Source organism: Limnobacter sp. (genome assembly GCF_036846585.1).
Taxonomy (GTDB): domain Bacteria; phylum Pseudomonadota; class Gammaproteobacteria; order Burkholderiales; family Burkholderiaceae_B; genus Limnobacter.
In genome coordinates, this window is sequence record NZ_DAIUBR010000024.1 from 1 (window position 1) to 21,734 (window position 21,734).

The 21,734-nt window shown below is 51.7% G+C and carries 21 protein-coding genes; 13 read left to right on the forward strand and 8 right to left on the reverse strand.

From position 1 onward, the window contains the following. Positions 1 to 49: 49 nt before the first annotated feature. The gene (locus V7028_RS11185; RefSeq protein WP_334120164.1) at positions 50 to 682 is read right to left on the reverse strand and encodes a hypothetical protein; all 633 of its coding nucleotides are present in this window, start codon (positions 680 to 682) and stop codon (positions 50 to 52) included. Positions 683 to 812: 130 nt separating this feature from the next. Here V7028_RS11185 and V7028_RS11190 point away from each other — a divergent pair, with 130 nt between their 5' ends. After that, complete coding sequence (locus tag V7028_RS11190; RefSeq protein WP_334120165.1) at positions 813 to 1,025, forward strand: hypothetical protein; 213 nt, start codon at positions 813 to 815, stop codon at positions 1,023 to 1,025. Positions 1,026 to 1,216: 191 nt separating this feature from the next. Here V7028_RS11190 and V7028_RS11195 read toward each other — a convergent pair whose 3' ends face one another. The 3 genes from V7028_RS11195 to V7028_RS11205 all read right to left on the reverse strand — a co-directional run bounded on the left by V7028_RS11195 (position 1,217) and on the right by V7028_RS11205 (position 4,184). Further along, positions 1,217 to 2,359, reverse strand: coding sequence for an acyl-CoA dehydrogenase family protein (locus tag V7028_RS11195; protein WP_334120166.1), 1,143 nt, complete (start codon positions 2,357 to 2,359; stop codon positions 1,217 to 1,219). Positions 2,360 to 2,377: 18 nt separating this feature from the next. Next, positions 2,378 to 3,148 (reverse strand): SDR family NAD(P)-dependent oxidoreductase, encoded by a 771-nt coding sequence (locus V7028_RS11200; RefSeq protein WP_334120167.1) that lies wholly within the window; start codon positions 3,146 to 3,148, stop codon positions 2,378 to 2,380. Between the two features lie 139 nt (positions 3,149 to 3,287). Continuing rightward, positions 3,288 to 4,184, reverse strand: a complete 897-nt coding sequence (locus V7028_RS11205; RefSeq protein ID WP_334120168.1) for a LysR family transcriptional regulator — start codon at positions 4,182 to 4,184, stop codon at positions 3,288 to 3,290. 101 nt (positions 4,185 to 4,285) lie between these two features. On the opposite strand from V7028_RS11205, the gene V7028_RS11210 reads away from it, so the two are divergent. The 4 genes from V7028_RS11210 (at position 4,286) to V7028_RS11225 (ending at position 6,732) form a co-directional block, all read left to right on the forward strand. Further along, a complete protein-coding gene (locus tag V7028_RS11210) occupies positions 4,286 to 5,251 on the forward strand; it encodes a sodium-dependent bicarbonate transport family permease (RefSeq protein WP_334120169.1) in 966 nt (321 codons plus the stop codon). Positions 5,252 to 5,614: 363 nt separating this feature from the next. Beyond that, the gene (locus tag V7028_RS11215) at positions 5,615 to 5,878 is read left to right on the forward strand and encodes a hypothetical protein (protein WP_334120170.1); all 264 of its coding nucleotides are present in this window, start codon (positions 5,615 to 5,617) and stop codon (positions 5,876 to 5,878) included. Then, entirely contained in the window at positions 5,875 to 6,225 is a 351-nt protein-coding gene (locus V7028_RS11220; protein ID WP_334120171.1) for a hypothetical protein, read from the forward strand. The genes V7028_RS11215 and V7028_RS11220 overlap by 4 nt, the downstream gene beginning before the upstream one ends. 66 nt (positions 6,226 to 6,291) lie before the next feature. After that, the gene (locus V7028_RS11225) at positions 6,292 to 6,732 is read left to right on the forward strand and encodes a hypothetical protein (RefSeq protein WP_334120172.1); all 441 of its coding nucleotides are present in this window, start codon (positions 6,292 to 6,294) and stop codon (positions 6,730 to 6,732) included. Between the two features lie 12 nt (positions 6,733 to 6,744). Here the strand turns inward: V7028_RS11225 and V7028_RS11230 are convergent, their stop codons facing one another. Next, on the reverse strand, positions 6,745 to 7,671 hold the full coding sequence (locus V7028_RS11230) for a LysR family transcriptional regulator (RefSeq protein ID WP_334120173.1): 927 nt from the start codon (positions 7,669 to 7,671) through the stop codon (positions 6,745 to 6,747). 96 nt (positions 7,672 to 7,767) lie between these two features. On the opposite strand from V7028_RS11230, the gene metE reads away from it, so the two are divergent. From metE to V7028_RS11250, 4 genes are all read left to right on the forward strand, one after another. Further along, positions 7,768 to 10,116, forward strand: coding sequence for a 5-methyltetrahydropteroyltriglutamate--homocysteine S-methyltransferase (gene metE, locus V7028_RS11235; RefSeq protein ID WP_334120174.1), 2,349 nt, complete (start codon positions 7,768 to 7,770; stop codon positions 10,114 to 10,116). An 80-nt stretch (positions 10,117 to 10,196) separates the two neighbouring features. Next, positions 10,197 to 11,390, forward strand: a complete 1,194-nt coding sequence (locus V7028_RS11240; protein ID WP_334120175.1) for an acetyl-CoA C-acyltransferase — start codon at positions 10,197 to 10,199, stop codon at positions 11,388 to 11,390. A gap of 17 nt (positions 11,391 to 11,407) precedes the next feature. Next, positions 11,408 to 13,168 carry a monovalent cation:proton antiporter-2 (CPA2) family protein gene (locus V7028_RS11245; protein ID WP_334120176.1) on the forward strand — a complete coding sequence of 587 codons (1,761 nt, stop codon included), beginning with the start codon at positions 11,408 to 11,410 and terminating at the stop codon, positions 13,166 to 13,168. A 1-nt stretch (position 13,169) separates the two neighbouring features. Next, positions 13,170 to 14,078, forward strand: coding sequence for a mechanosensitive ion channel family protein (locus V7028_RS11250; protein ID WP_334120177.1), 909 nt, complete (start codon positions 13,170 to 13,172; stop codon positions 14,076 to 14,078). Here V7028_RS11250 and V7028_RS11255 read toward each other — a convergent pair. Both V7028_RS11255 and V7028_RS11260 read right to left on the reverse strand, forming a co-directional pair. Further along, positions 14,048 to 16,855 carry an EAL domain-containing protein gene (locus V7028_RS11255; protein WP_334120178.1) on the reverse strand — a complete coding sequence of 936 codons (2,808 nt, stop codon included), beginning with the start codon at positions 16,853 to 16,855 and terminating at the stop codon, positions 14,048 to 14,050. The genes V7028_RS11250 and V7028_RS11255 overlap by 31 nt on opposite strands. A gap of 110 nt (positions 16,856 to 16,965) precedes the next feature. After that, a complete protein-coding gene (locus V7028_RS11260) occupies positions 16,966 to 17,679 on the reverse strand; it encodes an N-acyl amino acid synthase FeeM domain-containing protein (protein ID WP_334120179.1) in 714 nt (237 codons plus the stop codon). A gap of 191 nt (positions 17,680 to 17,870) precedes the next feature. Between V7028_RS11260 and V7028_RS11265 the strand changes: the two genes are divergently transcribed. From V7028_RS11265 to V7028_RS11280, 4 genes are all read left to right on the forward strand, one after another. Further along, positions 17,871 to 19,094 (forward strand): saccharopine dehydrogenase family protein, encoded by a 1,224-nt coding sequence (locus V7028_RS11265; RefSeq protein ID WP_334120180.1) that lies wholly within the window; start codon positions 17,871 to 17,873, stop codon positions 19,092 to 19,094. 63 nt (positions 19,095 to 19,157) lie between these two features. Continuing rightward, positions 19,158 to 20,159, forward strand: coding sequence for a hypothetical protein (locus V7028_RS11270; protein WP_334120181.1), 1,002 nt, complete (start codon positions 19,158 to 19,160; stop codon positions 20,157 to 20,159). Positions 20,160 to 20,241: 82 nt separating this feature from the next. Then, on the forward strand, positions 20,242 to 20,502 hold the full coding sequence (locus V7028_RS11275) for a hypothetical protein (protein ID WP_334120182.1): 261 nt from the start codon (positions 20,242 to 20,244) through the stop codon (positions 20,500 to 20,502). A 19-nt stretch (positions 20,503 to 20,521) separates the two neighbouring features. After that, entirely contained in the window at positions 20,522 to 20,773 is a 252-nt protein-coding gene (locus tag V7028_RS11280) for a hypothetical protein (protein ID WP_334120183.1), read from the forward strand. Positions 20,774 to 20,784: 11 nt separating this feature from the next. Here the strand turns inward: V7028_RS11280 and V7028_RS11285 are convergent, their stop codons facing one another. After that, positions 20,785 to 21,447: a hypothetical protein gene (locus tag V7028_RS11285; protein WP_334120184.1), complete on the reverse strand. Its 663-nt coding sequence runs from the start codon at positions 21,445 to 21,447 to the stop codon at positions 20,785 to 20,787. Between the last annotated feature and the right edge of the window lie 287 nt (positions 21,448 to 21,734).

Here is a 21,734-nt window from a genome sequence, read left to right on the forward strand (position 1 = left end):
CCGATGGCTGGTGGGACACCAGTACGGCCTGCGATAGCAACAAGAAGATTCAGCGGCGAGTGCTTAAAGAAACCTGGCGTGCCTTGACATCGTCCATGGGGTCAATCAGCTGACCTTTGAGCAGGTAAAACGGCGATTTGTAGTAAATCTTCACGTCATGGAATGGGTCGGTGATAATTTTCAGAGCCCACACCAAACCTGTTTCAATGTCACGAATGAAAAACAGGTGAATGGTTCTGAACACCAGCCCACCAAAGCCCAACCACAACCAGGATTCACCCACGCTGCGCACAAAACTGGCCATGTCGGCGCCAGTGGGTGGCAAACCAAAAGTAGATGGGCTGAACCAGATCAACACCGGCAAGGCACCCCAAATGCTGAGAAGGATCACCTTGCGGCGCAAGTTGTAACCCACCTTGATGTCTTCCTTGTGATCGTGCGTGGCATCGTTCACGTAATCGTAGGTTTTGGGTTCGAAAAAGAAGTGCCCGATCTGGCGGCTGGTCATGGCCACAAGCCAGGCCACAAGCGCGGCAGAAACCGGGTCAATGAACAGCAGCACATAGCCGAACAGGAAGGACATGGCACTGAGCAAGTGCAGGCTTTGGTTGATGCGGCTGTGATGGTAGTAGCGGTGGTCGTCCCAACGCTGTTCGTGCAAAGTCTCGAAGATTTTTTTCATGTAGGTAGGTACAAAGGAGTGTTGAAAAAGTACTAACTTCCCTTTATGCCAGTGTGATGTTGCGGTTTTGTGTCCAATCATCGCAATGCTGGTTCAATGCGCAGAATGCTGCGTCAATCACGGAGGGTATTTGCCCAACCAGCGCGAATCCCAATCTCTCGCCAGAAAACCTGATTTTCCCTTTTTGAAATTCACCCTGACTCACCTCGCTCGGCAAAAGGGCGGGCCGAGTCTCGGTGCGGGCCTTTGGCCGAGCGTGGCGAGTGAATTCAAACAGGCAGGTTTTCTTGAAGGCGAAGCGATTGGGACATCGCTGCTGATTGCGCTTGAAGCAGGCCGGTGACTGATCACACACGCGCGCACTATTGGTGAAGTTGGGAGATTCGCCAAAGTCGATGATTCTCAACCCAGGCAACTCGGCAGTGGGTCTGCCTGCTCCGCACATTCAAGAAAACCGCTACGTTTGAATCAAGCGGTTTTCAGTGCGGGACAGGCGACCCCGCTGAGTTGGCTATAAAACCAAGTTGCCGACACTCACCGCCCCAACTCGCCTCTCGCAATCATTTCCTTCATGATTTCCGACGTACCCGCATAAATGGTTTGCACCCGTGCATCAGTGAAGAAACGGGAAATTGGATATTCTTCGGTGTAACCGTAACCACCAAACAGTTGCAAACATTCGTGGGTTAACTTCACCTGCAACTCTGTTGACATCAATTTCAAAATGGATGCTTCTTCAGTCGTCATTGCACCCATCTTGAAACGCGCTTCGCACTGCTTCAAATACGCTTTGGTCAATTCAAGCTGCGCACGCAGTTCGGCCATTTTGAAACGTGTGTTTTGAAACTGGGCCACAGTGCTGCCAAACGCCTTGCGCTGGGTGACGTAATCCACCGTAATGGCCATGGCGCCTTCACAAGCACCCACGGCTTGTGAACCCAGGCCCAAGCGCTCTCGCGGCAGTTCCTGCATCAGGTAAATGAAGCCTTTGTTTTCCTCGCCCAGCAAGGCGTTGGCTGGCACGCGCAGATTGTCAAAAAACAGTTCGGCCGTGTCGTTGGAATGCTGTCCCATTTTCTTGATGCCCTTGCCTTTCTTGAAACCGGGCAAGCTGCTGTCCACCAAAAACAAACTGATGCCCCTGGCACCCTTGGTGGTATCGGTTTTGGCGGCCAGTACGATCAGCCCGCAATGCAAGCCGTTGGTGATGAATGTTTTGGAACCATTGATCACCCACTCATCGCCATCGCGAACCGCGTTGGTGCGCATACCGGCCAGGTCGCTGCCTGCGCCGGGTTCAGTCATGCCAATGGAACCCACCACTTCACCCGTGGCCATGCGGGGCAGCCACTGCGCCCTTTGTTCTGCCGTGCCCAAATTGTTGATGTAGGGCATCACAATGTTGGCGTGCACATTCAGCGCTGTGCTTAGCGAATGCAAATTCAGGCGGCAGGTTTCTTCAAGAATCATCAGGGCCACTTCGAATGGCGCACCAGCCGTACCGTATTCTTCCGGCATGTCTGGCCCCAGCATGCCTGCGGCACCCAGCATCAGCCAGGCTTGCTTGGGCATCCAGCCGTCTTTTTCCCACTGATCGTAATGCGGGATCACTTCCTTTTCAAGACAACGCAACAGCATGTCGCGAAACAAGGTGATGTCTTCGTTTTCAACTACCATGATGATTCCCCTTCCTTCTTACTTCGCTTGCATGCGGATGCTGCCATCAATGCGGATGGTTTCGCCGTTCAGGTAATTGTTTTCAACAATGCTCAGGCACAGGCGACCATACTCGGCAGGCGCACCAAAACGCTTGGGGTTTTGAACCATGGCAATTAGCGGCTGGCGGTATTCTTCTGAAACACCTTGCATCATCGGTGTGTCGAAAATGCCGGGGGCAATTGTCATCACGCGAATGCCATAACGACCCAAGTCGCGGGCCATGGGCAATGTCATGCCCACCACACCGCCCTTGCTGGCCGAATACGCGGCCTGGCCGGTTTGGCCATCGAAGGCAGCAACCGAAGCGGTGTTGATGATTACACCGCGCTGGCCATCTTCATCGGGTGCATTTTTGGCCATGGCTTCAGCCGCAAGGCTTGCAATATTGAAGGTGCCAATCAGGTTAATATTGATGGTTTTTGCAAAAGCCTCCAGTGGCAGTGCTTTACTGTCGCGGTCCAGCGTTTTACCGGCAGCTCCAACACCCGCGCAATTCACCGCAATGTGAATGGCACCAAAGGCAGCCATGGTTGCATCAATGCCTGCACGGGCAGAAGCCGCATCGGCCACGTTTACTTTCTGGAACATCACTTTGCCCGGGTGTGCAGCTTCGGCTGCCTTGCCCGCTTCTTCATTCATGTCGAACACCGCCACTTTGGCACCGGCTGCAACAAATTGCTCCGCAGTTGCCAAACCCAAACCCGACGCACCACCTGTGACCACGGCCACCAAATTGTTCAAATTCATTGAAAAGTCTCCAAGACTGCTGTTTTTATGAAGTGAATGTAGATGTAAACCAAAGGTTAACGCAGAAACAGGCGGCAAGGTGGAGGATGAATTCGAACGAACGTTCGTTTTTAAACAATGTGGAAGTTATCCCTTGAAATCAACGTGTTTTCTTTAGCTCTACGTTCAGGTAGCGCCAGAAATCAGCCGCCACCGGCGATGGCCGCTTGCCGTTGGGCCGCACCGTGTACCAGTTGGCGTGAATCGGGAAGCTTTGCACATTCAGTGTTTGAAGGCCCCCCGTGGCCGAACCTGCATTCAAGGCATGTTCAGACAACACCGCCAAACCCATACCGCCCTGCACTGCCTGCTTAATGGCTTCGTTGCTGCCCAATTCAAGCCGCACGGTGGGCTCAAACCCCAGGCTTTCGAAGTGCGAATCGCAGGCCAAGCGCGTGCCTGAACCCCTTTCGCGCAGAATAAAAAAATGCTTTGCAAGCTCGGTGTGCTTGATTCGCTTACGCTGGGTCAAAGGGTGGCCAGCGGGTGCAACCACCTGAAGCGAATTGGTCATGAAGGCCTTGGCCTCAACATCGAGATTCGCCGGTGGTTTGGACATGATGTACAGGTCATCCAGATTGTGTTCAAGCCGCTGAATAACACCGTTGCGGTTTAACACTTCCAGGGCAATTTCGACTTCAGGGTACTTCGCGCAAAAGTCGCCCAACAAGCGTGGCACGAAATATTCCGCTGTACTTACAACTGCCACGGTCAGCTTGCCACGCCGAAAGCCCTTGATGTCGTCAATGCGTTGCTGAAACGCCTCCAGTTCGCCCAGCATGGCGTGTGCGGTTGCTTCAAGTTCAAGGCCTGCGGGTGTTAAGTACACCGCCTTGCCGATGACCTCGTACAAGGGCAAACCCACTGATTCAGCCAATTCTTTCATTTGCATTGAAACTGTAGGCTGGGTGACATGAAAGTGCCTCGCCACGGCTGTAATGCTTTTCAGGCGAGCCAGCGCAGTGAACAGGTGCAGTTGCCGAAGGGTTAAGTTCATAATTTTACATAACCTTTTGGTGATGATAATTATCTATTTTTTGATTTTACATGATTATTAATTCTGCATAGCATTGGCGCACTTTCAATACTGCATGCACCATGAACAACTTCACCGACCCCGCCATTCTGTTTTTCCTCTTGGGTATTTTCAGTGGGCTGGTTAAATCCAACCTGGAAATTCCCACGCAGGTTAGCCGATTTCTTTCGCTGTATTTGCTGATGGCCTTGGGCTTGAAAGGCGGCTTTGCCCTGCATGAATCAGGTTTTAACACGCAAGTGCTGGGCGGTTTGGGCAGTGCAATATTGCTGGCCGTGGTGGTGCCCCTGATCAGTTACCCGATACTGAAGCGCTGTACATCGGCATTTGATGCAGCGGCCATTGCGGCCACGTATGGGTCGGTAAGCGCCGTTACTTTTATTACCGCAGTGCAGTTTCTGGAAAAATCAGACATTGCATACGGCGGGCACATGGCCGCTGCGATGGCGCTGATGGAATCTCCGGCCATTGTTCTGGCCGTGCTGTTTGCCAATATGGCCCGCAAGCAAACCCAGGCGGTAAATGCAGCACCCGTTCCCGGCAAGGGTTTTGGGCACTTGTTGCAGGAATCATTTACAGAGGGCGCGCAGTTGCTGTTGCTGGGTGCCATGCTGATTGGTTTCATGAGTGGCAATGCCGGCAAAGAAGCCATGCAACCGTTTACAGGCGACCTGTTCAAAGGCATGCTGGCTTTCTTCCTGCTCGACATGGGTTTGAGCACAGCCAAGCACCTTCCAAAATTGAAAGCAGTGTCCAAATGGATGATTGCCTACGCGGTGGTTGCGCCCATTGCACACGCCACGCTAGCTTGGGTTTTGGCCAAAGCCACTGGCGCAAGCGTTGGCGACACGGCCTTGTTGATGGTGCTGGCAGCAAGTGCTTCCTACATCGCCGTGCCTGCAGTGGTGCGCTACGCAATTCCCGAGGCAAACCCAAGCCTGTATGTGGGGCTTTCGCTGGGCATTACATTTCCGCTGAATATTTTGGTGGGGATACCGGTGTATGTTCAGTTGGCGGGGGGGCTTTAATCGATCACTCTGCGCTACTCAGTAATCAATCGGATGCGAACATTCAAAAAAGTATTTCTATTCTGATGACTCAAAGAAGCTTAAGACTCGTTGGAGTTAATCAACAATAGTGATCAATCAACCTCAATTTTTGTTATTACCAAGGGTGAGCGGATAATAAGTTTTACATCACCAATTCGACTTATCTATGCAACATCAGTTCAATCCACAGTTTCCACAAAAATGCCTTCAACTTACAAACTCTATCACCGATCTACGCCCCTTCGGTATTGTATTGGCAATTGATGAAAGTGCGGAAGTGCTGAAGCAGCGAGACGAGCCGTCCGGGTACTCGCCAACGCGGGTGTAAAAATTCCAACCGCATTGACTGGCAACATCAATCGTCAACAAGCCTCCCTGTTAACCAAGGAAATGATCAAGTTGCGCAGACCAAACGTATCCAACGGAGAAATCAAACGACTGATCCGAGGGGGTGCTGAACCAAAGCGCTACACGTCTGCTCAAATCAGTGCTGGTGCCATGAAAAGTTTAAAAGATTCCATCGCTGCAGGTTTGTCTTTTCTATCCAGCTCGCTGGATGGAAATGTCAAAGAAGTCAGTATTTATATAGTTGGGCTGGAGTCATGAAAAATAGCTTGTCTGCACGCTTCACTTGGGCTATTTGCTGCATGTTTCTCATGCTGTCCAGCACATTGACCATGTCGAGCATCACTGGATTTTTTTTCCCGAATTCAATATGGACACCAGTATTCAGTTTGCTGATTTGCGCCTTCTACTCAATTGAAGGCACCCGTCAAACCTATGTAAAACTAAAAAAAATGGCCAACTCAATCCATTTTTTTGCTCGCCCCATTGTCGCTATTCAGCTTGTTGTTGCCATCAGTATTCATCATCAAGATTGCGATTGCGACCACCAGTCTCTTGTTCTGGATTCTTGCTTACATATGCATACGAAAACTTCTCAAGATTTCTGATCAAAATTGTGCCGAAAGCGTTCCAACATTTGAAAACTGCCGTTAAATCACTAAAAATATTTCTCCTTGAAAAAACAAATTTCAGTTGTCCTTTTATTGACCTTTCCTACGCATCTGCTGGCTGGAGCAGGAATACAGTTCCTTAACAAAACCACACTTTTTATCACAAACATTCAAGAACTTTCACTGCATCAACAAGCGCCTTCGTCCATCAAGCAACTAATCGAGAACTGGTCGCAATTCGAAATATTGGTGAACAAAAAACACTTCCCGATTGAAGCACCCAACTGCAAACAAACAATCAAGATTAGATTCAAGGGCATAGAACCTGTCAAGGACCAAATCAGCCAAGTTCAGAAATCAAGATGGGAATTGCTGGAACGCATCAGAAACGGAAATGATGGAAACGCTTCACCCATCTTTTTGCAGATAGATACGAAGCCGTACATGAAAAAGTCAGCAGACGGAAAATACAGGCTGGACTATTGCAATGTGTTTGTTGAATAGAATTTTTCACTGCTACCCCAACAGCTCAATCCCATCCAGTTCACGTGCGCACACTTCACGCATCACCGCCACAAAATCAGCGGTGTAATGCTTGCCCGCAATCGCCTTTGGCAAAGCTGCGTACAAGGTCGAAATCAGCCCCTTTCTACCCAATGGCACCTGGGCCACATAACCGCGGTCCACATAACCTTTCACGGCCCAGGCAGGCAAGGCAGAAAGCCCGCGTTTGCTGGCCACCAGCTGCAACAGGGCCACGGTTAATTCGCTGCTGCGGCGCTTTACCTGCACACCAGCGGGGGTTAGAAAATGCTTGATCACGTCCAGCATGTCGTCGGGCACAGGGTAGGTTAGCAAAGTTTCACCTGCAAAATCGGAAGGCTTTAAATACGCGCGCGTGGCCAGCTTTGAATCCACGGGCACCAGGCCCACCATTTCGAAGCGAAATAGAGGGAAGGAAACAATGCCCTCTTCCTCGCACAGCTCGGACACGATCGCCAGTTCCGCGTCGCCTTTGTGCAGCAGGCCCACCGGGTCGGCATGGAAACCCGAAACAATGTCCAGCTCCACTTCAGGCCAGCGGTTGCGGTACACGTCCATTGAAGGCATTAACCAGTCAAAGCAGGTGTGGCATTCCACGGCCACACGCAGCGGGCCGCCTGCGCCCTGCTTCATTTGCAGAATGTCCAGTTCAGCCTGGTCAACCTGCCCCAGTACCTGCCCTGCCAGTTGCAGCAGGCGTTGCCCCACCACACTGAAGCGGCTTTGCCCGCCCTGCTTGTACACCAGTTCCTCACCCAACCAGTCTTCAAGTGCTTTGATTTGATGCGACACCGCACTTTGGGTAATGCACAGCACATCAGCAGCGCGGCTTAGGCTACCGGTTTGCTCAATGGCTTGCAGTGTGCGCAGGTGGCGCAATTCCAGAATACTTTTTGACATGAATTTGATTCACTATTTTCACAAATATTATTCGTTTGAATAATAACCTGTTTATGCCGATCATGATGTTTTAATTGCCACACAAGAAGAAACACCATGATCAAAACACACATCCTGGGCTTTCCCAGAATCGGTGAAAACCGCGAATTGAAATTTGCACTGGAAAGCCATTGGCGCGGCGAAACTTCCGAAGAAGAATTACGCGCCAGCGCACATGAGTTGCGCCTGAAACACTGGCAAGTCCAAATTGATTCAGGGCTTGATTTCATCACGGTGGGCGACTTTGCCTTTTACGACCAAATGGCAGACCACATTCAATTGCTGGGCTGCGAACCTGCACGTTTCGAATTCAAACCAGAGCAATCCAGGCTGCAACGCTATTTCACCATGGTTCGCGGAAAATCGACAGAGAGCAACAGTTGTACCCATGTGCATGAAACTTGGGCACTTGAAATGACCAAGTGGTTTGACACCAATTACCACTACATGGTGCCGGAATTCAAAGCCGACACATTGTTCAAAGCCCACACCGCAAGCCTGGTAGAGCAAATTGAACAAGCCAAAACCTTGAACCACCCCATCAAGGTCAGCCTGATTGGTCCGCTCACTTTCTTGTTCCAGGGCAAAAGTAAACAAGCCGGGTTTGACCAGTTCGACCTGCTTGAACAACTGTTGCCCGTGTACGGCCAAATTCTGGCTGAACTGAAAGCGCATGGCATTGAATGGGTGCAGCTAGACGAACCCATACTGGGCCTGGACCTGCCCGGCAATTACCTGGCTGCGTTCGAGCGCAGCTACCTGCAACTGAAAAGCAGCGGCGTAAAACTTCTGCTGGCCACGTACTTCTCGACCACGCAGGGCCAAACCAGCGCAGTGTGCAAACTGCCGGTGGATGGCTTGCACATTGACTGTGTGCGCGCACAAGAAGACTTGCCACTGGTGCTTGACTGGCTACCCAACTACAAAGTGTTGTCGCTGGGCTTGATTGACGGCCGCAACATTTGGAAAACAGACTTACAAGCCTCACTTAACCAAATCGCCAAAACATTTGATGCTGGCAAAGGCGAAGTATGGCTGGCACCCAGCTGTTCACTGTTGCATGTACCTTATCAATTCAGCAATGATTCCACAGTGAACCCGCTTGTAAAGCCGTGGTTGGCTGGCGCCATCGAGAAGCTGGAAGAACTGGAGCTACTCAAGCAAGCCGCCAAAACACAACTACAAGGCAAAACACTGACAGGTGCCTTGAGCACCCTGTGGAATGAACACAGGGCCACGGTGAAACAACGCGCCCAAAGCCCCTTGCTGAACAACCCCGAAGTGAAGGCACGCCTTACCGCATTGGCACCGACTGCCGACCAGCGCGGCAGCGAATTTTCAATTCGCCAGCAAGTGCAGCGCAAACGTTTTAACTTGCCAGCCTACCCCACCACCACGATTGGTTCATTTCCGCAAACCAAAAACATTCGTAACTTGCGTGCACGGTTCAAGAAAAACGAAATCGATGAAACCACTTATTGGCAGCACATTAGCCAGGAAATTCGTCAAGCCATTGAGTTTCAGGAACGCATCGGGCTGGATGTGCTGGTGCACGGCGAAGCCGAGCGCAACGACATGGTGGAGTATTTTGGTGAACAGCTGGAAGGCTTTACTTTCTCGGCCAATGGCTGGGTGCAAAGCTATGGTTCGCGTTGCGTGAAGCCCCCAATTCTGTTTGGCGACGTTGCCCGCCCGAAAGCCATGACCGTTGAGGTTGCAAGGTTTGCTCAAAGCCTGAGCGAGAAGCCTGTAAAAGGCATGCTAACGGGCCCTGTGACCATTTTGCAATGGAGCTTTGTGCGAAACGACCAAGCCCGCGCAACCACTGCCTTGCAAATTGCACTGGCCATTCGCGATGAAGTGGCGGACCTTGAACAAGCCGGCATTGGCATGATTCAAATTGACGAACCCGCTTACCGCGAAGGTTTGCCCTTGCGCAAAGCGCGTTGGGACGACTACCTGCAATGGGCCAGCAAAGCTTTCCGGATTTCAGCCAGCCCGGTTCAAGACGACACGCAAATTCACACGCACATGTGCTATTCAGAATTCAACGACATTCTGCCTGCCATTGCGGCCATGGATGCCGATGTGATCACCATTGAAACCAGCCGTTCCGACATGGAATTGCTGCGCGGCTTTGGCGAATTCCATTACCCCAATGAAATTGGTCCCGGTGTGTACGACATTCACTCGCCCCGCGTACCGGGACAAGATGAAATTGTGCGCTTGATCCGCAAGGCAGCGCAGGTCATTCCCCCCGAAAACCTGTGGGTCAACCCCGATTGCGGCTTGAAAACCCGTGGCTGGGAGGAGACCGAAGCGGCATTGGCCACGATGGTGAAAGCCACTGAACAGTTGCGCCGCGAACTTCAAGGAAAAGGCCAGACCGAAAAAACTGCTGCATAATTGCTGCAAGGGGCTTGCGAAAGCCGTGGCTCACGGGAAAATAGGGCAAATAAAACCTATTTTCCCGGAGACCACACACCATGAACCACGACCCCATCGTGATCGTATCCTCAGCCCGCACCCCCATGGGCGGTTTTCAGGGCAGCATGTCTGGTTTTACCGCCAGCGAACTGGGCGCCCACGCCATTCAGCAAGCTGTACTGCGCGCTGGTCACCCCACCCTTTCAGAAAAAGTTGATGAAGTCATCATGGGTTGCGTATTGCCAGCAGGCCAGGGCCAGGCCCCGGCACGTCAAGCCGCGCTAACAGCGGGTTTGCCGCTGAGCAGCGCCTGCACCACCATCAATAAAATGTGCGGTTCCGGCATGAAAGCCATCATGATGGCACACGACAGCCTGTTGGCCGGCAGCACCCAAGTGGCAGTGGCCGGCGGCATGGAATGCATGAGCAATGCGCCCTACCTGCTGCCCAAGGCCCGTGGCGGCATGCGCATGGGCCACGGGCAGGTGATGGACCACATGTTTCTCGACGGCCTTGAAGACGCTTACGACAAAGGCCGCCTGATGGGCACCTTCGCCGAGGAATGTGCCGACCTGTACGGCTTTACGCGTCAGGCGCAAGATGAATTCGCCATTCGTTCACTGGCACGCGCCAAACTAGCCACGCAAGACGGCAGCTTTCAGTGGGAAATTGCTCCCATTGAAGTGGCCACACGCAAAGGCACTGAATGGGTCAGCACCGACGAGCAACCCTTGAAAGCCGACCCAAGCAAGGTGCCCACCCTGAAGCCCGCCTTTCGGCGGGAGGGCGGTACTGTAACTGCGGCCAACAGCTCGTCCATTTCAGACGGTGCAGCCGCTGTTGTCATGATGAAACAAAGCCACGCGGAAAAACTGGGCTTAACCCCCTTGGCGCGCATACTGGGGCACAGCACCCATGCACAAAAGCCCAGTTTGTTTACCACTGCACCGGTTGGCGCGTTACAACGGCTGTTTGAAAAAACCGGCCTGAGTGTCGAACAGGTGGACTTGTTCGAGATCAATGAAGCCTTTGCCGTGGTCACCATGGCAGCCATGGTTGATTTGAACCTGCCCGCTGACAAGGTCAACATTCACGGCGGCGCCTGTGCGCTGGGCCACCCCATTGGCGCCAGCGGTGCCCGAATTGTGTGCACCCTGATTGGCGCACTGAAAAAAACCAAAGGAAAAGTCGGCGTGGCCAGTTTGTGCATTGGTGGTGGTGAAGCCACGGCGCTGGCCATTGAACTGATCTAAAAAAATCGAGAGACAAAATGGAAAGTGTTGTTTACTTTTTGCTCGCTGCAGCGCTGGCCGTGCCTTTGTTCAAAAAATTGGGCTTGGGTGCGATTCTTGGGTATCTGGCTGCAGGCGTAATCATCGGCCCCCAGGTGTTGGGGCTGATCGACGACCCGGAAAAAGTACTGCACTTCTCTGAAATTGGCGTCATCTTGCTGCTGTTCGTCATTGGCCTTGAACTGGAACCCGCCAAGCTGTGGGCCATGCGTGCGCAAGTGCTGCTGTTGGGTTCAGGGCAATTGTTTATTACTGCAGGCGTTATTTACGGCGTGCTGGCATTCATGTTCGAGATGAACAGCAACGCTGCACTGGTGATTGCCTTGGCTTTGGGCCTGTCCTCCACTGCTTTTGCCATACAGCTGATGGCCGACAAGGGCATATTGGGCAATGAAGACGGACGGCGCGGTTTTTCCATCCTGCTATTCCAAGACCTGGCCGTGGTGCCCATTCTGTTCGTAGTGCAAGCCATTGCACCCATTGAACCCGACACCGACCCAGGCCAGTGGTGGCTTGCCCCAGCGGCTATTTTCGGTTTGATCGTATTTGCACGTTACCTGATCAACCCTGCCCTTCATTTTTTATCGCGCCATGGTGGCCGGGAAATCATGACCGTGGTGGCACTGTTGATTGTGCTGGGCGCTGCGGTGGTAATGGAACACGCCAACCTGTCCATGGGCCTGGGTGCTTTCATGGCGGGCATGATGTTGGCCAACTCCTCATTTCGTCATCAGCTTGAAGCCGATGTTGAACCTTTCAAAGGCCTCAGCCTGGGTTTGTTTTTCATCTCCATTGGCATGACCCTGAATTTCGGCCTGTTGGTGGAATCGCCACTCACCGTGATGTTCGGCACACTGGGTTTGATGTTCTTGAAGGCCGCTGTCATTATCGGTTTGATCATGGTGACGGGGGTGCCCTTCCCGCGCGGCTTGATGTTGGGTTTGATGCTGTGCCAAGGCGGTGAATTTGGCTTCGTGATCATGGCCCAGGCGATGGACTTGCGCTTGCTGGGCGAAGGCACCGCAGGCATGGTGAACCTGATGGTCGGCATTTCCATGGCGTTAACGGCACCAGCTGTGTTGTGGTTCGAGATGTTCACTGACAAACAGATCGCGAAAACTCCGCAGAATCTGGAAAAATTCGACACCAGCGGATCAGAAGCACTTATTCTTGGTTTTGGCCGCTTTGGTCAGGTTACCGGCCGTATTCTTGCAGCCAACCAAATTCGGTTCACTGCACTGGATAAAAATGCAGACCACATCGAATTCGTAAAGAAATTCGGCAACAAGGTTTACTACGGTGACGCCTCTCGTGCCGAGGTTCTTGAAGCAGCGGGAATTTCCAAAGTTCGCACCGTGATTGTGGCCATTGATGACCCCAGAATGTCGCGGGCGATTGTTGAGTTCATCGTTCATCACTATCCGAGAATTACCATCATCGCCCGCGCGCACAACCGCAATGATTACCTGGCCTTGAAGGCAGCGGGGGCGCATTCGGTTGTTCGTGAATTGTTCGCGGGTGCACTGGAAGCCGCCACCGAAGCACTTCACGCCTTGGGTTACAGCGATGGCCAAGCCATGCAAAAAGCAGAAACCTTCAAACAGCACGATGAGAACCTGTTGAACAAACAAGCCAAGGTAATGGGTGACAGCGAGAAAGTGATTGAAATCGGTCTCCAGGGCCGCGAGGAACTGGAAATGATTTTCCAGCAAGACCAACGCGCAGCGAAAAGAAGTTGATATGGAAATTCTTCAGTTTTTCAAAGATCTTGAACCCGCGGTTGAACAGGTTTTCAACTTTCTTGAAAGCCGGCTGGGCAGACTGATTTTGTCGATGGGCATGCTGGTTCTGGCAGGCGCAATAAGCCGTTTGATGCACTGGCGTTTGCTTCGGGAAACAAAAACAACCCCGCCACAAACAGGCAACGTGCGGGCCACATGGGTGCGCCGAAAAAACATTGTGTGGGCCAGCGCCGTGCTGTTGATTGTTGCCTTGTGGTCGAATCAAATCACCGGCTTTTTGATTTCACTGGCCGCAATTGGTGGTGCCTTGTTGATTGTCAGCAAAGAATTCATTCTGTGCCTGTGGGGTGCACTGATTATTTCACTGAACAAAAGCCTTCGAATTGGCAGCACCATTGAAGTGGGTCAATTCACGGGGCAGTTGGTCAACACCGGGTTCGTTACCTTTGAGCTGGCAGAAATTGGTCCGTCGAAAAAACAGACCGGGCGTTTGCTGTCGCTGCCCAACAGCCTGGTATTTACACAGGCCATGAAAAACCTCTCGATTTATGGCTCGTATGGCATTCACCTGATTGATTTCAATTTCGACAAATCAGTGAGAATTCAGGACGCGGAAACACTGGTGCTTCGTTTGGCCAACGAAGCAGGAAAACACTGGATTGAGGAAGCAGAACGACATTTTTCTGCGGTGGAGCGTGACAACTTTGTTGATCTTCCAAAGGCCCGCCCCGAGGTATTTTGGGCAAGCATTGATGAAAAATGTTTGCGCATGACCTTGCGGCTTGCCTGCCCTCTGAACAAACGGGGTCAACTGGAAAAATCCATTGTGAAACGTTTCTGGGTCGAGTACACCGAGCAAGCACCTGCCCAAACGCCTCAGCAGATCACTGAATCAATAATGTCTTGAATCAGCTGTGCCCGGTTTCTGTCTGCGACCAGTTCCAGTGGACTGCTTAGATTCAGAAAACGGATGCATTCAACCGCAGGCGACACCAGGTAACCCTGCACATAATCGACCCCCAGCTCCTTGACCTCGCGCAGGGTGTGCAAGTCTTCCACCCATTCCGCCACGCACTTGCAACCCAGGTCATGGGCCAGGCCCACAATGGCAGTGGTCACGGCATGGCTTTCAGTGCTGTGACAAATATTCTTGATAATTGACCCGTCAATTTTAATGACATCTGCATGCAGATCGATCGCGTAACGGAAGTTGCTGTAACCCGCACCAAAATCGTCCAGCGCAATTCGCACCCCCAAAGTACGCACCTGCTCGATAAAATTTTGTACCGCTTGCAGGTTAATCACTGAACCCACTTCCGTAATTTCCAGACACAGCTTCGAGGCCTGGGCTTGATGCACCTTGATCAACGCCAATGTGTCTTGGAGAAATATTTCATCATTCAATGAGCCAGGCGACACGTTGATACTCAACACGCTGAGTTTTTGAAGCGCATCTGCGTTCTCGCTGAGAAAATCGAGACTTTGACTAAGTACCCAGTTGTCCAGAAATGCCATGTGCCCACCCCGATCGCAGGCCTCGAGCAGATAGGCTGCAGAATTCAACTTGCCGTCCTCACCCTTGATGCGCAACAGGGCCTCTGCGTACAGCGGGCCATCGATTTGCCCCATGGCCAAAATGGGCTGCCACGCCAAGGTTAGCCCTGTTGGCAATTTGTGGTCGCCCAAGCGGCGAATGGTGCGCGATTGCTCAAGAAGGCCACGTGTTTGGCTTTGCTCGAACACCACTCTTTCTACATTGCTGTTGTGTTTGGCTTTCAACTTTGCTTCGCGCATGGACACTTCAACCGTTTCCATCACATCCAGCACATTGTCAATAATGCCTTGATAGACGATGCTGACCAGTACCTGCGTCTGAATGCTGCGCCCCTCCAGCTGAAATGCAACTTTGTCCAGTTGATCCAGCAGGGAGGCAAAAGTTTCCTCAGCTTTCATCGTGTCATTCTGATTAATCAATATCGCAAACTGATCCACATGCAAACGCGCAATTTCTCCGTGCGCATTCATGTGTCGATAAATTTCGGTGTAAAACGCCTGTAAAAGCTGGTCCGACACAGCAAGACCATACGCACTGATCAATTTGGAAAATTGCCGAATATCCAGACAAAAGAAAGTGAAATTGGAAGTGCTTTTAAGCAGTTTGTTGTGGATGCAGTTCTGCAAGCCGCGCCGGTTCAAGGCACCGGTCAACTCGTCGTGTGTGGCCTGGTATTGCAAAGCCAGCTCTTTGTCCTTTCTCACAGTGAAGTCGCTGACCACACCCACCAGTTCGTTTTGATCCCGGCTAACCACCAATTCAAACCAGCGGGTTTGCCCCTCACCAACCACCACCGGCAATTCTCGGCGAGACGACTTGCCCGGTTTCTCCAATAGATTGAAAAGGGCTGCCAGCCTTTGCGTCTGCAAAAAATCCAAAGTGGGTTTGCCTTCCGGGTTTAAAAACAAATCGGTGAACTGTTTGTTGTAGTTAAGCAAAGTGCCCTGCTTCGAACAGGTGAACATGGCCGATGGCGCAATATCAAACACGCTGGCCAAACGCTCATGCGCCAGTTTGATTTCCATTGCTGCATGCTGTTGCTGGAATTGGGCCTTGCGCAGAAACTCGGCCAGCGCAACTGCCGTCATGATGCTGGCCAACACGGTAACCGATGCGCTGTTGAAGTACTGAAGCAAGAATGTTTGATCAAACCATGCAGCCAACACTTCCGCAACAGCGCCAGTCAATGTGATCAGCATGGCGGCCAGATAATAAATCGCCACCCTGTCTCGTTTTTCAAGAAAATACTGAATAACGACCCATGCCACCACCGATGTGGCCAGTAAACTCATGGGCCAAAACAACTCAAGGAACGTTCGATAAGGTGAAAACAGGGCCAGCAAAAGCAACGCCACACAAGCGGACTGCAATACCCGAAGTACGCCAAGCCACGACTCGCGCCGTATATTGTCGAACAGGTGCCACACAATCAAGACTGTTGAAGTGAAATACATGGCCAGAGCCATCATGCGGACATTGGGCAATGCGTCTACGCCCAATTCCACGCCGAACAGGCTATGATCCCAGCCCTCAGACAAAGCCACCAGTCGCAAGCTGGCAAACAACCAGAAGCCATAACAGACAAAGATCGACCTGCGGGTCATGATGGCCGCAACAGCCACCAAGCCGATCATCAAGTACAGCACACCTTCCAGAAATCCTTGCCGGCGCTCAAACAGTCGGGTACTTTCATCAAAACTTGCTAATGTTTGCAACCCCACTTCAAGACTTGCGGGGCCTATGAACTTGAATTGACACAATACACCTTGCAAATTGGTCTTGCCCTGCAAATTTGTTGAAAGCAGACGCCCCTGATTGGACATCAGTTCCAGTTGTGTCATGTCACCTTCATCACCTTTGCCCCAGCAATCCGATTGCACAAGATGTCGGGATCGAAAATACATTTGATTGTTTTGCAGCAAAACACCCGACGGCAATATGGCATATACCCAGTAAGGTTCTTCGTTCAAATGCGTTCGAAGAACGCTTTGCTGTCGCGCATTGCGAATACGCTCGACAATTGCAAACAGGGAACCTTCGGCCTCGCGGTCATTCAATGTTGAAAATTGAAGATGCAGCTCCTGTGGGCTATGCTCGTCAAGCACGGACAAATTGACAAATGCGACCACCAGAAAGCAGCTCAACAAGACCAGTGAAAGCAGTGGTATCCAAGGAGCATTTTGCAAGCTTTGCATGATCTTGAAAAATCTTGTGTTCAGTACGGCAGCATGCATAAGATTTATCCGTTAGAACGCAAGCGACCCTGAGCCTCTTGCAACAAGGTACAAGCCTGAATATTGTCAAGCAGGTCAGGATGGGAATTTGCAAAGTACACCGAGTGAAGCGGGTTTGCCGAAAGTAGCCAGCGTTGTTCGATATTGAATACGTCGAACCAGAATATGCGGTGAGGAATCATGCCAATGTGCTGCATCGGTACAAATTCCTTGGCTGGCAGCACATCATGTAAATCAAATCTCCGGTATTGGCGATCCACTGGATGCCGTACACACAAGAAACAACGGTCAACTTCATTGGCGCGGCTGTACCAATAAGCAGCCTTGATCAACATCAAACGAAGTGCCAGCCCATTGGAACGAGGAGGAATGGCCAACCTGGATATTTCAGCAATGCGACCTGTGTGCAGCGCGTCAGGCAATGCAAATGACTCTTCCAGCCGAATGCTCTGTTGACCGGCTATTTGTATTCTCACTGTGCCAATGCAACTGCCATCCAGTTTCGAGAATGCAAGAAGAACAGCAGAGTCCGGATGGCGGTCATCGTCATCCGGCGTGGCCAGCCGCTCTCCGAATTCTGGCAAATGTCTCCCATAAGCAATTTGACGTGCTTTTGCAGCAAGCTCAAGTTCGTGATCTGACTTTGCTTGCGCGATCCAGAATGGCAGCAATTGCGAAGTGGAATCTGAAAGGAAATTCACTGCTGTGGGTGTTGCCATTTTATTCTCCGGAGAATGAATTCACCTTAAATATTCCACATTCAATTTACGTCCCCCCGATCGGGTTAAGGCTCCGGCCACCCATCCTCACTCCAATGGCCTACAAATAATCAGTATTTAGAATATCGATACAAGGTTTATTGAGTGTGAGAGAATCTTGGCAAATACAATAAATCAGGAGACAAACCCCAATGAAAAAGAAAGAATTTGATTTGATCGTGTTCGGTGCAACCAGTTTTGTGGGCCAAATTCTGGTGCAGTATCTGTGGAAACGACACGGGATAAACGGCGAGGTGAAGTGGGCGATTGCGGGTCGCGACCCGGGCAAACTGGATCTTCTGAAAAACAGGCTTGGTGAACAGGCACGGGAATTGCCTGTCCTGATCGCCAATGCAGGCAGCGAAGACGAACTACAAACGCTGTGCTCGAGAACCAAAGTCATTGTTTCAACCGTGGGCCCTTATGCATTGTACGGATCGCCCTTGGTGAAGGTGTGCGCGCAAACCGGCACCGACTACTGCGACCTGACCGGCGAGGTGCAATGGATTGCACGCATGATTGAAGCGCACGAAGAAACCGCCAAACAAAGCGGTGCGCGAATTGTGCATTGCTGTGGATTTGATTCAATCCCTTCAGATCTCGGTGTTTTATTTTTACAGAAATCTGCAAAGGTTCAATACGGTGAACCCTGTCAGCAAATTCGCATGCGCGTGCGCAAGCTGAAAGGCGAATTCTCGGGCGGCACTGTGGCCAGCATGATCAACGTGACGCGTGAGGTGGCCGCCGACCGTTCACTGGCCAAAAAACTGGCCAATCCCTACCTGATTTCCCCAAGCCGTTTGGCCGCGCGCCAACCCAATGTGACGTTTGCTGAATTCGACCCGGTCGCAAAAAGCTGGCTGGCACCTTTTGTCATGGCGGGCATCAACACCCGCGTTGTTCACCGAAGCAATGCCTTGCAGAACTATGGGTATGGCAAGGAATTCAAATACGATGAAGCCATGATGACCGGCAATGGTTTGAAGGGCCGCTTGACCGCGATGGGCCTGGCCGGTGGCATGGCTGGTTTTCTGATTGGTGCGGCCATCCCCCCTACACGCTGGGCGCTGGAAAAATTCGTGGTTCCAAAACCTGGTGAAGGGCCCAGTGAAACATCGCAGCAGCGTGGATCCTATGATCTTCGTTTTTACGGCACCACCAGCAAGGGAGGTACCTTGGTGGCCAAAGTAACGGGCGACATGGACCCCGGTTACGGTTCAACTGGCAAAATGCTGGGCGAGGCGGTGGTGTGCCTGGCCAAAGACAGCCATGAAAAGGCTGGTGGCTTTTGGACACCCGCTTCGCTGATGGGTGAAACACTCATGACCCGCCTTCAACAACACGCGGGTTTGCGATTCGAATTGCTCCAGGCGTGACGCACTGACATCCAAAGAAACGGGCACCCAGTACAAGGGGTGTCCCTTTCTGGAATTTATCACATGCGCGTTCGTATCTCCCACTGTCTTTTTCTGTTGCTTCCACTCATGTTGTCGTGCACTGGAGAACAGCCCACAGGCGGTGGTGTTACACGCACATCTGCATCATCGTTTGAGCAAAACTCGCCCTGCTTTAACAATACATGTGGTTCGCTAGAAGAATTGCTGATTGTGCCTGATGCAGAAAACATGATTTTTTCCGCATCGGGCAGGCTGTTTGTGTCGGGCGGTCAGGCTGTGGTGGAGGTGGTCAAAAATGGCAACAGCTTTGAGGCCATTACAATTTCCAGCGCCACATGCAATTTCACCGGTTTGACCATTGCAAGAAATACGCTTTACGCCAACTGTGGCGACGGCACACTGTGGGCGGGGTCGCTGGACAATTCACCGATGACCCTCTCGGCAATATTCAACTACGACAGCATGGCCTTTGCCAATGGCTTGACCAGCAGTGCAGATGGCAAAACGCTGTACGCCGTGGATGGGCCTGTGTCCAGCACCGCCCTGCCCTCGCCAAAAATTGTGAAATTGACCCTTTCCGGGGAAAACCCCTTGCAGGTACAAAACCAGACCACCTGGCTGGACCTGGCGGGCCGTTTTCCCAATGGCATTCAACGGCGTGGCCGTTCGCTTTTCTTCACCGATTCGGAAGTTCCGGCCTTGGGACGTCTCAATGTGGTGGCCATTCGAAATGATGGCTCGGCTGGCATGCCGGCTGTGCTGGCAACCCTTCAGGGCATACCCGACGATTTTTCCTTTCTCGCCGATGGTTTCGCGGTCAGTCTTTTTTTCACGGGCCAGGTAGTCAAGCTTGATCTTCTGGGCAACCAGGTTGATGGATTTGACCCTTTCACCTTTTCCACCGGCACATCGCAGGTCATGCAAGGCCGCCCACCCCTGTTTTCCAGCACCGATTTGCTGGTTACGGAAAAAGGCATTCTGGGTGAACAAAACACCCCGGTTGGCAACAAATTGACTGTGGTCAGAAAGCTTCCGGGAAATTGATCGAATTCCTGCACAAAACACTTGTATTGATAATAATTATCATTTACGATGAATTCTCATTTGAACAAAACGGGAGTTCTTTATGCAGCAGGAAAACTGCACAGCCCAACTGGGCCAGTGGTTGGCGGGTAGTGAAAACGGCTCGGTGTATTACTGCGACAAGTCCAATGTGGTGTCGCTGTGCCTTCATTACATGACCCTGCGTTTTGAGGCTTCAGCGTTTCGCGACCTGTTGGGCATGATGGGCTTTGCACAAGCCGAGATCCAGCGCATCAAAAAGGCCTTGGACCAACCCGCCCCGCAAGGCCGCGACAGGCAGTACGCGGGCGGCGCCCTGCACTAAACTCAAAGGATGGCACACCATGAAAGCTGCTGCCTGTTTCAACAAATCGGTGGATTCCCTCTTGTCGGAAAACGATGCCCTGTGCAGGCAGCTGGCCAAGCTTCAGCAACGCGCCAGTGAAATTATTCAACGGCGCTCAGCGGAAGTGGAGCAATTGACATCGGCCGTGGAGTTTTTAAGTTCTGAATTGCACGACCGCGATGCGATGATTGTGTTCTTGCGCACGAAATTGCAGGAATTCCGGAAAATAAGCGAAATGCAATCCCACTGATCCATGTTTGATCAATTGGTTTGCAAGTAACCAAAATCAAATGTGTGGGTGTCGTCATCGACCCGAACGGTGACGCGAATGTCTTGCGCGCTGCTGGCCGACAATTTATTGGCCACAATAATTTCACCCTGGGTTTGCTCGCCCGGCCTTACCACTTTGGGTTTCAGGCTGTATTTCTGGATTCGGTCGAAATCGGCAAAGGCCTGTTGAACGTCCAGCCTGTCATTGAAATCTGTTTGAAACAGCACACCTCCACCATGAAAACCCTGGTGAAAGTGCGGGTGATGGAACGGGCTGTAAAAAATGGGGGCGCGGAAACCGTAAAACGACAAGCGGTTTTGAACGTCTTGAACCTGCGCATCGTAGCTGACGACCTGTGCGGCTTGCCCATTGAAAGTCACCGTGACATTTTCTGTAGAAAATTCCACTGGAAACTTGCCTTGGTTCACAAAGGTGACATTAAAACGCGGGTTGTCAAACTGCCGAATCGAATTCTGCACAGACCCAACCTGAACAATGTGCTTCTTCTTGGAACTGAGGGACTCGAAGCCCTGGTTTTGAACCGGCACCTGGTTTTCAGCCACAACCGGCCTGACGCTGTACATCGAAGCGCAAGCGCTGAGCAAGAACACGGAACCCACTGCGCACCATGTTGACAATCTGAACACACGCATTTGAATCACCTTTTGCTGCTTGACGATGCAAGCACCATTTTATCGATAATCAATAGACCGCGACAGATCATCTAGGTTCACTGCAAAAGCACTTGGCACGGTTTCTGCATTGCAGCATGCATTGGGGTTATGTGCAGTCCAAAGAGGGAATTTGCACCTACTCCCGGGATTTTTTGCACCGTTTAAGTGCGATAAATTCCGCCATGCAGCAAAAACGGGCAACGGCGCCCACCATTTGAATGAATCGGCAGGTTCGTTTAAATGGTGGGCGCTTTTTATTTTGATTT

Bases quoted from the DNA above. Each gene is read 5' to 3' on its own strand.
- V7028_RS11285 (WP_334120184.1), bottom strand. From the start codon at position 21,447: ATGCGTGTGTTCAGATTGTCAACATGGTGCGCAGTGGGTTCCGTGTTC.
- V7028_RS11275 (WP_334120182.1), top strand. From the start codon at position 20,242: ATGCAGCAGGAAAACTGCACAGCCCAACTGGGCCAGTGGTTGGCGGGT.
- V7028_RS11250 (WP_334120177.1), top strand. From the start codon at position 13,170: ATGGAAATTCTTCAGTTTTTCAAAGATCTTGAACCCGCGGTTGAACAG.
- V7028_RS11265 (WP_334120180.1), top strand. From the start codon at position 17,871: ATGAAAAAGAAAGAATTTGATTTGATCGTGTTCGGTGCAACCAGTTTT.
- V7028_RS11280 (WP_334120183.1), top strand. From the start codon at position 20,522: ATGAAAGCTGCTGCCTGTTTCAACAAATCGGTGGATTCCCTCTTGTCG.
- V7028_RS11185 (WP_334120164.1), bottom strand. From the start codon at position 682: ATGAAAAAAATCTTCGAGACTTTGCACGAACAGCGTTGGGACGACCAC.
- V7028_RS11220 (WP_334120171.1), top strand. From the start codon at position 5,875: ATGAAAAATAGCTTGTCTGCACGCTTCACTTGGGCTATTTGCTGCATG.
- metE (WP_334120174.1), top strand. From the start codon at position 7,768: ATGATCAAAACACACATCCTGGGCTTTCCCAGAATCGGTGAAAACCGC.
- V7028_RS11245 (WP_334120176.1), top strand. From the start codon at position 11,408: ATGGAAAGTGTTGTTTACTTTTTGCTCGCTGCAGCGCTGGCCGTGCCT.
- V7028_RS11205 (WP_334120168.1), bottom strand. From the start codon at position 4,184: ATGAACTTAACCCTTCGGCAACTGCACCTGTTCACTGCGCTGGCTCGC.
- V7028_RS11270 (WP_334120181.1), top strand. From the start codon at position 19,158: ATGCGCGTTCGTATCTCCCACTGTCTTTTTCTGTTGCTTCCACTCATG.
- V7028_RS11210 (WP_334120169.1), top strand. From the start codon at position 4,286: ATGAACAACTTCACCGACCCCGCCATTCTGTTTTTCCTCTTGGGTATT.
- V7028_RS11230 (WP_334120173.1), bottom strand. From the start codon at position 7,671: ATGTCAAAAAGTATTCTGGAATTGCGCCACCTGCGCACACTGCAAGCC.
- V7028_RS11240 (WP_334120175.1), top strand. From the start codon at position 10,197: ATGAACCACGACCCCATCGTGATCGTATCCTCAGCCCGCACCCCCATG.
- V7028_RS11200 (WP_334120167.1), bottom strand. From the start codon at position 3,148: ATGAATTTGAACAATTTGGTGGCCGTGGTCACAGGTGGTGCGTCGGGT.
- V7028_RS11195 (WP_334120166.1), bottom strand. From the start codon at position 2,359: ATGGTAGTTGAAAACGAAGACATCACCTTGTTTCGCGACATGCTGTTG.
- V7028_RS11260 (WP_334120179.1), bottom strand. From the start codon at position 17,679: ATGGCAACACCCACAGCAGTGAATTTCCTTTCAGATTCCACTTCGCAA.